The organism is Paenibacillus sp. Marseille-Q4541, assembly GCF_018310695.1.
Lineage (GTDB): Bacteria > Bacillota > Bacilli > Paenibacillales > Paenibacillaceae > Paenibacillus.
Genome location: NZ_JAGXCY010000009.1, coordinates 104,694 through 117,154, shown reverse-complemented (window position 1 = coordinate 117,154; position 12,461 = coordinate 104,694). Strand labels below are relative to the sequence as shown.

The window sequence follows — 12,461 nt, the reverse complement described above, 5'->3', positions numbered from 1 at the left end:
CACATTAAAGGAGGGTTTGTCATGACAAAAATGATACAAGCGTACTTTAGAACCGAGGATGAGGCAGAAGGGGCAAGAACTTCACTACAAGTTTATGCGACAGAACAACTAGAGGTTGGAGCATTGGAATCCAATATTGGAAGGGAAAATCGCATATTAATTCCGTTTGTACCGAATAACACAGTAGGCGGAACGGGCACATCTGGGGGTGCTGGTGTAGCCGGTATGGGTACAGTCCAGGGAACTCCAGTTGTCCCAATCATTACAGATAACGAACGTGACGAAGTTGCTGCTGCTGATATTAACGGTAACCGGGAAGGCGGTATACTAAATGCGGAGGGTATATCATCGGATGATCTTGACGACCTCCATTATGTGCTGTCTTGTAAGGTGAAAGAGGATGAATATAATGATGTTGTAAACAAGATTCGTCAAAATGGCGGTTTTGTCGAAGTATTCGATTAAATCGACATTCATTTTGAACTAAAAAGTAAGTAACGGCTCAAGCATGATGTTCTTCCTTGATGGAAAGAGCATCATGCTTTTTTTATGAACAATAAGGAGTAAAATCGACAAAAAGGTTAAGCGCTTTCAATTCTGTAACATAGTTGTAATATAAACAACATCGTTCGTTAATATCCGCTGTTTATAATAACAGCATGACCCCCTTTTTTAATATATTTTACTTTTAACCTACAAACCGTTTTTGTAGGTTTTTTTCTTTTTTCTTTTAATATTGCAGATTAAAAGGAACTTTCAGATGGATATACATCACCTGCTGTGTAAATTTCTGTTGTGAAATGCTTGACTTTGACGTATGGGTTCATTACAATCGAACAATAATAGATGTTATAAATGATTTGATGACAGGACCAAGTACTCCGTGCCCCACATGCCTAGAGATGAATCCCACTGGCTGTAAGGATTCTCATGATGACCGGACGAATGACTTCCTCGAGAACGAGTGGCGAAAGAGATATCAACCGGTTTATAAGGTTTGGATATTCATGAGTAGCCATTACGCGCTGACGAGCGTTACACGTTGAAGCGATAGAAAGACTCGTTACTCTCATACGTTTGTATGGAGGATGAACTGGTCTAACTTTCGAAATGTGGGTGGTACCACGGTAGATTTGCGATTCAGCAATCTCTCGTCCCTGTTTCAGTAACTGAAACAGAGCGGGGGATTTTTTTGTTGTATAGATTTTATTAGGATGTAGTGGAGGGATGAAGATGGCATTTCAAAAACCGACAGGAACCCAGGATTTACTACCTGGTGTCGTGGAAAAGTGGCAATATGTCGAAGAGAAAGCAAGAGATCTCTGCAGACGATTCAACTATCGTGAGATTCGCACCCCTATTTTTGAACAAACGAATTTGTTTGAACGCGGTGTGGGAGAAACAACGGATATCGTAGAGAAAGAAATGTACACGTTCCGTGACAAAGGTGATCGTAGCATGACACTGCGCCCAGAAGGTACAGCAGGTGTTGTCCGCTCCTTTGTAGAGAATAAACTATACGGTGAACCTGACGTGACTAAATTGTATTATACAGGTCCCATGTTCCGCTATGAACGTCCACAAGCTGGGCGTCAGCGTCAATTTCATCAGTTTGGTGTTGAGGTGTTTGGATCAGTTGAACCAGCAATCGATGCTGAGGTCATTGCACTTGGATATCAATTTTGCCGTGAGCTAGGGCTTCAGGGCGTTAGTGTGGAGCTGAATTCTGTCGGAAATGCAGATAGCAGAGCTGCTTACCGGGAGACGCTGCTTAGCTTCCTGAATCCTATGAAGGATACACTGTGCAAGGATTGCCAATCTCGGATGGAGCGTAACCCACTTCGTGTACTGGATTGCAAAGTGGATCAGGATAAATTTACGGATGCACCTTCTATTTTGGATAGTCTTAGTGAAGAGGAAATGTCTCATTTCAAAAAAGTACAGCAGTTTTTGGATGAAATGGAGATTCCATATACACTTAATCATCGTCTGGTGAGAGGTCTTGATTACTACACCATGACGGCGTTTGAATTGAAAGCCGAAGGAATTGGTGCGATTGATACCATTGGCGGCGGTGGACGATACAACGGTCTTGTGGGAGATATCGGAGGTCCAGACCAGCCAGGTATTGGTTTTGGTATTGGACTTGAACGGATCCTGCTTATCCTGGATAAACAGGGAGTAGATCTGCAAGCGGTGAAACCACTTGATGTTTATTTTGTTGCCTTAGGTGAGGCAGCTGAGCATGAAGTGACTAAACAGATATTTAAACTGCGTCAAGCTGGCTTTAGCGCAGAACGAGATTATTTGGGTCGTAAGATGAAAGCCCAAATGAAATCGGCCGATCGCCTGAGTGCACGATATACCGCGATTCTTGGCGATGACGAACTTGAGCGCGGTGAAATTACGCTCAAATCCATGGAAAGCGGCGAGCAACAAGTCGTGAAGCTCAGTGATCTTGAGTCCACGCTCAAATAGCGCTGTTGTGCAATGTTGATCCTACTGCTCTAAGCGAAGCTAGAGCAGCACACCGCCGAAGGCGTTAAGCAGTCGAATGAAGCGACGTCCACGTATTTGCGAAGCAAATAGAGGACAGGGAGCGACTCCCAACATAAGCGTCAGTTTTTTTCCCATCCATCACCTGAGGTCATTTCGCTAGTTCCGGGTGTCCAGAGGGCAGAGCCCTATGGGGTCCTCCCTGGCAGGGAGAATTTAGTTGGGTGAATTTTCATTGAGTTTTCATATTTCATATAAGGGAGCAATTACAAATGCAAAGAAGTCATTATTGCGGTACGCTAACAACCGAACATATTGGACAAACAGTTACATTAAACGGATGGGTACAAACCCGCCGTGACTTGGGAGGCGTCCTTTTTATTGATCTGCGTGATCGCAGCGGGATTGTACAGGTAGTATTTAACCCGGCATACTCCGGTGAAGCGCTGCAAATCGCAGACCGCGTTCGTACCGAATATGTACTAGCGGTTTCTGGAACCGTTGTAAAACGTGATGATGAAACGATCAACGCCAACTTGCCAACAGGGCAAATCGAAGTTCAAATTACTGAAATTGAAGTACTGAATGCGGCGAAAACACCTCCATTTTTCATTGAAGATGGAATTGAAGTGGATGAATCTCTGCGCTTGAAATATCGTTATATGGATCTGCGTCGTCCAGAAATGCAAAAGACTTTAAAACTGCGTTCAAAAGCAGCTAAAGTGTTCCGTGACTTCTTGGATGAGCAAGATTTTGTTGAAGTAGAAACACCAATCCTGACAAAAAGTTCACCTGAAGGTGCTCGTGACTATTTGGTACCTAGCCGTGTGCATGATGGTGAGTTCTTTGCTCTTCCTCAATCACCGCAAATCTATAAGCAATTGTTGATGGTGGGCGGACTTGAGCGTTACTATCAAATCGCTCGTTGTTTCCGTGACGAAGACCTTCGTGCTGACCGTCAACCAGAATTTACACAAGTCGACATCGAGACTTCCTTCTTGCAGCAGGACGAACTGCTCCCAATGATGGAGGAACTGATGGTTAAATTGTTCCGTGAAACAAAAGGCGTTGAAATCGAGACTCCTTTCCAGCGTATTACTCATGCAGAAGCAATGGGCAAATACGGCTCTGACAAACCGGATCTTCGTTTCGGACTTGAACTCGTAGAAATGAATGATATTGTATCCACGAGTGGAGTGAAAGTATTTGCTTCCGTTATTGAAAAAGGCGGAGAAGTAAAATGCTTGAACGCAAAAGGTTGCGGTACTTGGACACGTAAGGAGATTGATGATCTCGGACCTTATGCTGCTCGTTACGGAGCCAAAGGACTTGCATGGATTCAAGTAAAAGAAGGGGAATTTAAAGGCCCTATCGTTAAATTCATGTCTCCGGAAGAGATTGAAGCAATCAGAGAACGTACAGGTGCAGAAGACGGCGACTTGCTGTTGTTCTCAGCAGATAACAAAAAAGTGGTAGCTGATGTACTAGGCGCACTTCGTTTGAAAATCGGACGTGACCTTGGACTGATCGATGAAAACAAATTCAAGTTTGCTTGGGTCGTAGATTTCCCTCTGCTTGGTTATGATGAAGATGAAAAACGTTATGTGGCAGAACACCATCCGTTCACACGTCCGAAAGAAGAAGACCTACACCTGTTTGAAACAGATCCAGGTCAAATCCGTGCTCAAGCTTATGACCTTGTACTGAATGGTTATGAAGTGGGCGGCGGTTCCATGCGTATTTACAAACGCGATGTACAGGAGAAAATGTTTAATGCCATTGGTTTGTCTCCTGAAGAAGCGAACGATAAATTTGGTTATCTTATGGATGCATTTGAATACGGAACTCCACCGCACGGCGGAATTGCATTTGGTTTTGACCGTTTGGTTATGCTCCTTGCTGGACGCACTAACTTGCGTGAAACGATTGCATTCCCGAAAACAGCGAGCTCAACAGATCTGCTCATGAACGCACCTTCCGAAGTAGATGCGAAACAACTGGAGCAACTTCATATCCGAGTGGCACGTAAAGTAAAAGCGGAAAAGAACTAAGTAAGGGGGACAAAAAGTCACCATGCTACATCAATTTTCACGAACGGAACTTGCCATCGGACCAGAAGGTCTGGAAAAGCTGAAGAACAGCACCATAGCTGTACTAGGAATTGGCGGCGTTGGTTCCATGGCGGTAGAAGCGCTGGCTAGAACCGGCGTAGGACGAATCATTCTGATTGATAAAGATGTCGTAGATATCACAAATATTAATCGGCAGATTCATGCACTGACAACGACAATTGGTCAGAAAAAAGCGGATCTCATGGTAGATCGGGTAAAACTGATTAATCCTGAATGTGATGCAATTGCACTGAATATGTTCTATACGGACGAAACATATGAAGAGCTTTTCAAATATGAACTGGACTACGTACTGGATGCATCCGATACAATTATGTATAAGATTCACCTGATCAAGGAATGCCGTAAAAGAGGGATTCCGATGATCTCCAGTATGGGAGCAGCGAATAAAATGGATCCTACGAAGTTTCAGGTTGCGGATATTTCTAAAACCTCAATGGATCCAATCGCAAGAGTGATACGTAACAAGCTTCGCAAAGAGGAAGGGATTAAAAAAGGAGTGAAAGTCGTCTTCTCTACGGAACAACCGATGAAACCACGTCAGGATGTGACCGAGAAGATTGTTCCTGAAAATGCACCCGAAATACGGAAAGCGAAGCAGCCACCGGCTAGCAACGCATTCGTACCTCCGGTAGCTGGACTGATTATGGTCAGTGAAGCGATTCGTGATCTGCTTGCTGACAACAATGCTTAATGTAAGACAAACATGCACAAACTAGTTTTAATCCGCGTGAACACTAGACGCTTGGTGTTCACGCTTTTTCTATGCCTCTATGTTCACGTGAGAGGAGATTCTTCCTCTAAGATAAGATCACACAAGCGTGAAGAAGAATGGAATGTAAAAGGAAAGAGGAATACAAATATGAAGCAAAATGGTTGGACTCGTTCTCTTGGAATGGGACAGGAAGATGTTTTGAAAACAGAACTGGGAGCAGGGATAATCTCGTACTTTGCCATTGTCTATATTGTGATGGTCAATGCTTCCATTCTGGCAGATGCAGGAATGCCGTTGCAGGCAGCAATGGTAGGAACGCTTCTGACCTCCATTGTAGGATGTTTATTGATGGCCTTTATCGGCAAATCGCCGATTATTGTTGTCCCAGGTATGGGGATTAATGCTTTTTTTGCTTATACTCTGGTTCACTCGATGAAACTGACCTGGCAAGAGGCACTCGCAGTAGTAACCGTGACGGGGATTTTGTTTGCGGTTGTTGCGTTTACGAGTTTGTATAAAGTGATCAGTGAAGCCATTCCCCACAATCTGCAACATGGAATTACAGTCGGAATCGGACTATTCCTTACGTTTATTGGACTACAAAAAAGTGGGATCGTCGTGTCACATCAGACGACATTTGTTACGATTGGGCATTTTGATGATCCAGGTGTACTTACAGCTTGTGTTACATTGCTACTGGCTTTTGTTTTATTTGTGCGAAATGTCCCAGGAGGACTACTGATTAGTATGGTGACAGGAACGGCCCTTGCTTACCTGCTTGGAGCAGCAGAAGCGCCTGAACAGATGATGTCAGCAGCAGAACCTCTTCAGCAATATGGACAACTCTTTGCCCAGTTATCACTTGGGGGGCTTGTTCAACTCTCGTTCTGGATTGCCGTATTTTTGCTACTGCTCATCGTTGTATTCGAGAACATTGGGCTAATTGCATCTCATACAAGCATTATAGGACGTCCGGAAACGTTCCGAGGCAGCCTTCGCGCTCTGTCCATTACCAATGTGTTTGCAGGAATATTCGGAACAAGTCCGGTCGTAGCCGCTGCTGAGACAACGGCAGGTATTGCTGCAGGAGGTAGAACAGGGCTAACGTCGCTTACCACTGCGGTCCTTTTTGGAGCTACATTCTTGTTCATCCCAGTGCTTACACTGATTCCTGATAGTGCGATTGCACCGATTTTGATTATCATCGGTGGACTTATGGTTCAAAGCGTCAAAGATATGAATTTTTCCGAGTATACGGAAGCTTTCCCTGCTTTTCTTATTATGGTTATGATTCCGTTCACGTACAGTATTGTAGATGGTATGGCGTTCGGATTTATTGCATATCCCGTAGCGAAAATTGCAGCAGGTAAAGGAAAAGAAGTACCCAAGGTAATGTACGGAATAGCAGTACTATTCCTGCTTAACTTTATTATCTATGCACTTCTATAAAATTGAATCTTCCAGCAAGTCGCTTTAAAGAAGCTTAGCCAGTTATGGCAAGGCTTCTTTGTTTATTTGGCATAGCTAAGCAGGAAATGAGAATAGCTTTTTTCCATCAATTGTGTTATATTGATACTCCTTTTGCGGTACGGATGTACGTCCGATGCAAAAAAATTCTTAGGAGGTAACTGAACCATGGAGGATACGTTTCAAAGTGCCTATCAAGAAGAAGAACAGAGGCTAAAAAACACGATGAAGGAAGTAGACCAGCAGCTCGCAAAGCTTACGGCCGTGCCTGTGTATACAGGGCATGATTTTACAGAGCAAGTGCTCGAAGCAGGCCGAGAAGAGCGTCGTCAGCGTCTATTCAAAAGTGTAAAAGAGCCTTATTTCGGACGTCTTGATTTTGAAGAACAAGGCACGAACAATAAAAAACCGCTGTACATCGGCAAGGTCGGAGTGGACCGAGAAGAATATACGGACCAGCCGCTTGTGATCGATTGGCGTGCTCCCGTGGCAAGTCTTTTTTATTCCTTTACCGGAGGAGAAGGCCCTGCGGAGTACGAAGCCCCAGAAGGAATGATCGAAGGGCTCGTTTACCTGAAGCGAAATATCGTGATCAGGCAGCAAATACTGGAACGAGTAGCGGATACATATAACCGCGATAGCGACCAACCGGCCGTATCAGATGAGTTTCTCGTGTATCGACTCGGTGAAAATAAAGATAATAAGCTGCGAGACATCGTTTCTACCATTCAAGCGGAACAGGATCGTATCATTCGGGCAGCTCGGAATACGGCCCTTATCATTCAGGGAGTTGCCGGTAGTGGAAAAACAACCGTTGCCTTGCACAGGCTTGCTTATTTGCTGTATCAGTATAAGGAGCAAGTGTCTGCAGATAAGATGATTATTTTTGCCCCCAATAATATGTTTCTCGATTATATTTCGAATGTATTGCCTGAACTTGGCGTTGGTGACATACAGCAAAGTACATTTTCCGATTGGGCACTTAAGATACTCGGTCTGGATTTGCGACTGGCAGATACCTCTGAAACTCTCTCCTACTGGTTTGAAGGTGAAGGAGAGTTGCCGGAGATTACCGATGAAGTTCCAGGCAGATTTAAGGGTTCCACGCAGTTCATGGACATTCTTCGTAGCTGCATAGAACAGATGGAGATCAGTTCGGTACCGGATATGGATTTCTCTCCATGGGATGGAAAAGTACTGCCGCGTGCTGAGATCCTAAAATGGTTTGAAGAAGAGTATAAGCCGTATCCACTTGCCAAACGTAAAGAACGGGTGATGGCCCGTATTCACCGCTGGGTAGAGATGGAACTGAAGAAGGCCCCGTCGGCAGCTGTACAGAAAGAGAGAAAGAAAAAAGCAGCAACCAGAGAAAAAGCATACGCAAACAAGTGGCCCAAATACGAGCCTCTCACTTTGTATAAGCAAATTTTTAAGGCAGCCAAGGGCGGAAGTGTTATGCCGGAAGAAATTCTTAAGCAGATTCCACTGCCTGTCATGAAGTCCACAACAGCTGATTTGAAAAAGGATATAGTTCGTGAAGATGACCTTCCGGGGCTTGTTTATTTACACGTACTCGTGAATGAGATATCTGGGGAACAGCGATTTGACCATGTCGTGATTGATGAAGCACAGGATTTCTCTCCGTTTCATGTGGCTTTATTGGATCTTTTTGTGAAGGGGCATTCTTTCACGATCCTCGGCGATTTGTCACAAGGGATTCATGCCTATCGCGGGGTTCATCGGTGGGAAGAGATGAGTACTCTTTTTGCAGAAGATAATAACGATTACTTTGCCCTCACCCGGAGTTATCGCTCCACGATGGAGATTATTGAGTTTGCCAATACCATTCTCGAAAAAGGGGTTCAGAGCGGGATTACGGCTGTTCCTGTGTTCCGGAGTGGTGACGGAGTAAGACTTATCGAGTACGGACAAGAGGCAAGAAATACAGCACTTCAAAAAGCAATGCAACATCTGATTGATAAAGAGTATCGGACCGTTTCTATTTTGACACGTACACTTCGAGAAGCAAAGGAACTATATGAGGAGCTGAAGAGCTCTGGAGTAGAGGTTAATTTGATTGATGATGGGAAAAAGCAGTATGAGGGAGGATACTCCGTATTGCCTGTGTATCTGTCAAAAGGTCTTGAATTCGATGCGGTTATTGTAGCTGATGCAGATCAGGCCCACTACGGTAATAGCTCATGGGATGCTAAGCTACTTTATGTAGGCTGTACTCGTGCGCTTCATGAGTTATGGCTTATGAATGGCGCAGAGCGCCCGGTTTATGTGGAGCAGGATGCCAATGAGGTTGTAACGATAGGATGGCCTAACGAGTAGCCACTTTCGTGATAGATGTTTATGTATAAATAAAAAGCTTGAGGATATTCATAATCTCCACTAAAAGGGGGTATGAGTAATCTTCAGCTTTTTTGTTTATTTGGTTATTAATAAATCCCCAAAGATGGTTCGGACAATGGTGAGGAGGAACAAGAGCATCAGCAGCAACCAGTTTTGAACAAAGCCCCATTGAATTGAGATCGCTCCATTCCGTCTAATTCAATAGGCTAGTCATGTGTTTCATTTTCAGGTAAAGTGGGGGGACCCATGAGCTGCTTCTTATGCTTCAGCTCTCGGTGCTTAAACAAGTTCTGAACCATATGGATACTCCAGAAGACAAGTAGATAGCTGTGAAATAAAATAGTATGCAAGATATCGGCTTCCTTGTTGTCTTGTACTAACCCCAGGTCTTTCAATTTTGGCAGCATCTGATGTAATTGAATAGAGCTACTGATATGTTCAATACTTATTAGAATCCCAAGCGCAGAGACAAGGTAGGCAGGCCAGATGGATTTCATCTCAGTCTTAATCATTGCATCTGTAAGAGCAACCATTTTTAGTTTGCGATATTCTCTTACAAAATGTACGGTCAAAAGAATGACTGTCATAATAAAGCAAACTGCATATTCTACAAAAAGGATTTCTCCATGGCGCTGATATGCGAGCAGAAAACGTCCCATTAGAATAACATTAAGGGTTAGGACTAGGGTCATCGGATAATATTTTCGTATGGACATATGCCCTCCTCTTTTGATTAACGCTCGATTGTATTATTTTACCATATAAGAAAAAGGGTTTCTTGCATTTAAACTGGAATGTTAGAAAGAAGCTTGTTATGGAGGTGTTCTTATGAAATGTGGTGCCAAGCGGTACGTAGTCATCACCGAAGTAAATGGACAGACAAAGGAAACGATCGTAAAAGCCAGAACCGCCATAGAAGCAAGGAAAGTGATTCGTAAACAATACGGACCTGGAGTTCCGATCCGGCATGTTTTTGTTATGACCGAAGAGCAAGTCAAAGAGAGCAATATGTTATCATAGAAGCTAGCATGAGGTAAGGTCTCAAGTAAGTAAAGGAAGTGAATGCATCATGGATTTATTCTCACTCAGTCAGGATTCAGAGCCACAAGCAAGGCTTCTCGCTGACCGAATGCGCCCTCAGAATCTGGATGAATATATAGGCCAGGAGCATATTGTAGGTCCCGGGAAACTTCTTAGACGGGCAATTGAAGCAGATCAGGTGTCTTCCATTCTACTTTATGGGCCACCTGGTTGTGGTAAAACAACACTAGCACATATTATTTCCCATCATACAAAGGGACAGTTCGTTCGCTTGAATGCGGTCGATGCATCTGTTAAGGATGTCCGTGAAGTGATAGAACAAGCTCAAAACAATAAGGCGATGTACGGAACGAAGACCATTTTGTTTCTTGATGAGGTTCATCGTTTTAACAGCTCTAGACAAGATGCACTTCTTCCTGCCGTTGAGAAAGGTACGATTATTTTTATCGGGGCAACGACGGAGAATCCCTTTCATTATGTAAATGGAGCCCTTCTTAGCCGTTCGACTTTATTTCAGCTGGGATCCTTAACGAAGGAACACTCTCTTATAGCGATGAAAAGAGCACTGCTGGATTCCGAGAAAGGGCTGGGATTCATGGACCTTGCCGCTGATGATGAAGCCCTGCTTCACATTGCGACAATGGCGAATGGGGATATTCGCAGGGCGCTCAATGCGCTTGAACTGGCTGCATTGACTACCCCTCCACAGCAGGATGGGTCTGTTCATATTACACTTGACGTAGCAGAAGAATCCATACGTCGACCGATTGTTAAAGCGGACGAGTCAACCCAATATGACGTCTTGTCCGCCTTTCATAAAAGCATTCGCGGTTCAAGTGATGCGGCTTTATTCTGGTTCTTGTATGCTGTAGAGAAACTCGGTATGGATCCGATGGTGTTTATCCGCAGGCTAATAGCGGCAAGCAGTGAGGACATAGGTCTTGCCAGTCCTAATGCAATGGTACAAGCCGTCGCAGCACTGGATGCCTATCGCAATAATGGCTGGCCAGAAGCCAAGCTGAACATCGCACAGGCTATTTTATTCGCAGTGGAAAGTCCCAAATCAAACCGAGTATATACGGCCATTTCAAGTGCAATGAATGCGATTGAAGATGTAAAGTCAGCCGACGTTCCTTTGCACCTCAGAGATGGTCACTACAAAGGTTCTGTACAGCTTGGACATGTCGGATATCAATATCCGCATAATTTTCCTGGTCATTACGTAGAGCAACAATATTTACCTAAGGAGATCAAGAACTACGTCTTCTATGAAGCTACAGAACAAGGAAATGAAGCCAAAATCAAAGCGAACCAAGACCGTAGACGTATCCGCAACCAGGGGCGATAACTCTTGAGTTCGGATCGTAAATCGCAGGGTACGAGATGAATACGATCGCATTCTTTGCTTCTAGCAAAGGGTAAAGAGGAGAAGTACGAAGTCATGAAAGAACTGGTTTATGTAGGGGCTGGAGGATTTTTAGGAACGGTTGTCAGGTATGGAGTGCAATTATGGCTGCAACCTGCCTCCTCCATTTTTCCAATGGCCGTTTTGTTTATCAATCTAGTGGGATGTCTCTTTCTAGGATGGTTCTTTACGGTTACCCCAGCGAAGTGGCGTATTCCTGCAGAATGGAGATTGCTGATCGGAACGGGGTTTACTGGTGCTTTTACAACGTTTTCTACCTTTACGGTAGACAGTATTCATTTGCTTGAGAACGAACACATTGTTATGGCAGCAGCATATATTTTGCTGAGTGTGTTTGTAGGGCTATTTATGAGTTACATCGGTATAAAAATAGGTGAATGGATGGTCCGTCCTCGTTTGCTTAAGGAGAACAAGCTATGATGTGGTGGGCAGGGCTTGGAGGAATTGCAGGAGCTATTCTGAGATACACTTTAGGGCGTAAACTAATGGCAAGAGTAGGGACAACATCGAAGCATCCATTTCCTTTTGGAACTTGGTTTATTAATATTAGTGGGTCGCTATTGTTAGGTATATTGTTTGCCCTCTCAAAAGCAGAGCTTATATCTTCTTTTTGGTGGGCAACGCTTGGTGTTGGATTTTGCGGAGCCTATACCACATTCTCGACGTTTGGATATGAAACCATGCAGCTGATCGCTGCAAACCAGGTAGGGAAGGCCGCTTTGTATGTTGTGAGTTCCGTTATTCTAGGGCTTATTGCTGCGTGGATTGGGATAGGGATAGCTCACATCTGGATTTCATAATGGATAGAATTTTCCTAGGAGGATTA

At 44.1% G+C, this 12,461-nt stretch carries 11 protein-coding genes; 10 read left to right on the top strand and 1 reads right to left on the bottom strand.

Annotated elements, in window-relative coordinates; genetic code table 11:
• Positions 1 to 21: 21 nt before the first annotated feature.
• The 6 genes from KFT32_RS12560 (at position 22) to KFT32_RS12535 (ending at position 9,147) form a co-directional block, all read left to right on the top strand.
• On the top strand, positions 22 to 465 hold the full coding sequence (locus KFT32_RS12560; protein WP_211747558.1) for a hypothetical protein: 444 nt from the start codon (positions 22 to 24) through the stop codon (positions 463 to 465).
• Between the two features lie 768 nt (positions 466 to 1,233).
• A complete protein-coding gene (hisS, locus tag KFT32_RS12555; RefSeq protein ID WP_211747557.1) occupies positions 1,234 to 2,478 on the top strand; it encodes a histidine--tRNA ligase in 1,245 nt (414 codons plus the stop codon).
• 290 nt (positions 2,479 to 2,768) lie between these two features.
• Positions 2,769 to 4,547 carry an aspartate--tRNA ligase gene (gene aspS / locus KFT32_RS12550; RefSeq protein WP_211747556.1) on the top strand — a complete coding sequence of 593 codons (1,779 nt, stop codon included), beginning with the start codon at positions 2,769 to 2,771 and terminating at the stop codon, positions 4,545 to 4,547.
• A gap of 22 nt (positions 4,548 to 4,569) precedes the next feature.
• Entirely contained in the window at positions 4,570 to 5,322 is a 753-nt protein-coding gene (locus KFT32_RS12545) for a tRNA threonylcarbamoyladenosine dehydratase (RefSeq protein WP_211747555.1), read from the top strand.
• Positions 5,323 to 5,490: 168 nt separating this feature from the next.
• Positions 5,491 to 6,792, top strand: coding sequence for an NCS2 family permease (locus KFT32_RS12540; protein WP_211747554.1), 1,302 nt, complete (start codon positions 5,491 to 5,493; stop codon positions 6,790 to 6,792).
• Positions 6,793 to 6,978: 186 nt separating this feature from the next.
• A complete protein-coding gene (locus tag KFT32_RS12535) occupies positions 6,979 to 9,147 on the top strand; it encodes a HelD family protein (RefSeq protein WP_211747553.1) in 2,169 nt (722 codons plus the stop codon).
• A gap of 227 nt (positions 9,148 to 9,374) precedes the next feature.
• Here KFT32_RS12535 and KFT32_RS12530 read toward each other — a convergent pair whose 3' ends face one another.
• On the bottom strand, positions 9,375 to 9,884 hold the full coding sequence (locus KFT32_RS12530) for a hypothetical protein (protein WP_211747552.1): 510 nt from the start codon (positions 9,882 to 9,884) through the stop codon (positions 9,375 to 9,377).
• A 112-nt stretch (positions 9,885 to 9,996) separates the two neighbouring features.
• On the opposite strand from KFT32_RS12530, the gene KFT32_RS12525 reads away from it, so the two are divergent.
• The 4 genes from KFT32_RS12525 (at position 9,997) to crcB (KFT32_RS12510) (ending at position 12,435) form a co-directional block, all read left to right on the top strand.
• The gene (locus tag KFT32_RS12525) at positions 9,997 to 10,188 is read left to right on the top strand and encodes a hypothetical protein (protein WP_211747551.1); all 192 of its coding nucleotides are present in this window, start codon (positions 9,997 to 9,999) and stop codon (positions 10,186 to 10,188) included.
• 49 nt (positions 10,189 to 10,237) lie between these two features.
• A complete protein-coding gene (locus KFT32_RS12520) occupies positions 10,238 to 11,557 on the top strand; it encodes a replication-associated recombination protein A (protein WP_211747550.1) in 1,320 nt (439 codons plus the stop codon).
• A gap of 93 nt (positions 11,558 to 11,650) precedes the next feature.
• On the top strand, positions 11,651 to 12,055 hold the full coding sequence (gene crcB, locus KFT32_RS12515) for a fluoride efflux transporter CrcB (protein ID WP_211747549.1): 405 nt from the start codon (positions 11,651 to 11,653) through the stop codon (positions 12,053 to 12,055).
• Complete coding sequence (gene crcB, locus KFT32_RS12510) at positions 12,052 to 12,435, top strand: fluoride efflux transporter CrcB (protein WP_211747548.1); 384 nt, start codon at positions 12,052 to 12,054, stop codon at positions 12,433 to 12,435. Before crcB (KFT32_RS12515) ends, crcB (KFT32_RS12510) begins: the two co-directional genes overlap by 4 nt.
• Positions 12,436 to 12,461: the final 26 nt, after the last annotated feature.

Coding starts and splice junctions, on each gene's coding strand:
- KFT32_RS12560 (WP_211747558.1), top strand. CDS start 22: ATGACAAAAATGATACAAGCGTACTTTAGAACCGAGGATGAGGCAGAA.
- hisS (WP_211747557.1), top strand. CDS start 1,234: ATGGCATTTCAAAAACCGACAGGAACCCAGGATTTACTACCTGGTGTC.
- aspS (WP_211747556.1), top strand. CDS start 2,769: ATGCAAAGAAGTCATTATTGCGGTACGCTAACAACCGAACATATTGGA.
- KFT32_RS12545 (WP_211747555.1), top strand. CDS start 4,570: ATGCTACATCAATTTTCACGAACGGAACTTGCCATCGGACCAGAAGGT.
- KFT32_RS12540 (WP_211747554.1), top strand. CDS start 5,491: ATGAAGCAAAATGGTTGGACTCGTTCTCTTGGAATGGGACAGGAAGAT.
- KFT32_RS12535 (WP_211747553.1), top strand. CDS start 6,979: ATGGAGGATACGTTTCAAAGTGCCTATCAAGAAGAAGAACAGAGGCTA.
- KFT32_RS12530 (WP_211747552.1), bottom strand. CDS start 9,884: ATGTCCATACGAAAATATTATCCGATGACCCTAGTCCTAACCCTTAAT.
- KFT32_RS12525 (WP_211747551.1), top strand. CDS start 9,997: ATGAAATGTGGTGCCAAGCGGTACGTAGTCATCACCGAAGTAAATGGA.
- KFT32_RS12520 (WP_211747550.1), top strand. CDS start 10,238: ATGGATTTATTCTCACTCAGTCAGGATTCAGAGCCACAAGCAAGGCTT.
- crcB (WP_211747549.1), top strand. CDS start 11,651: ATGAAAGAACTGGTTTATGTAGGGGCTGGAGGATTTTTAGGAACGGTT.
- crcB (WP_211747548.1), top strand. CDS start 12,052: ATGATGTGGTGGGCAGGGCTTGGAGGAATTGCAGGAGCTATTCTGAGA.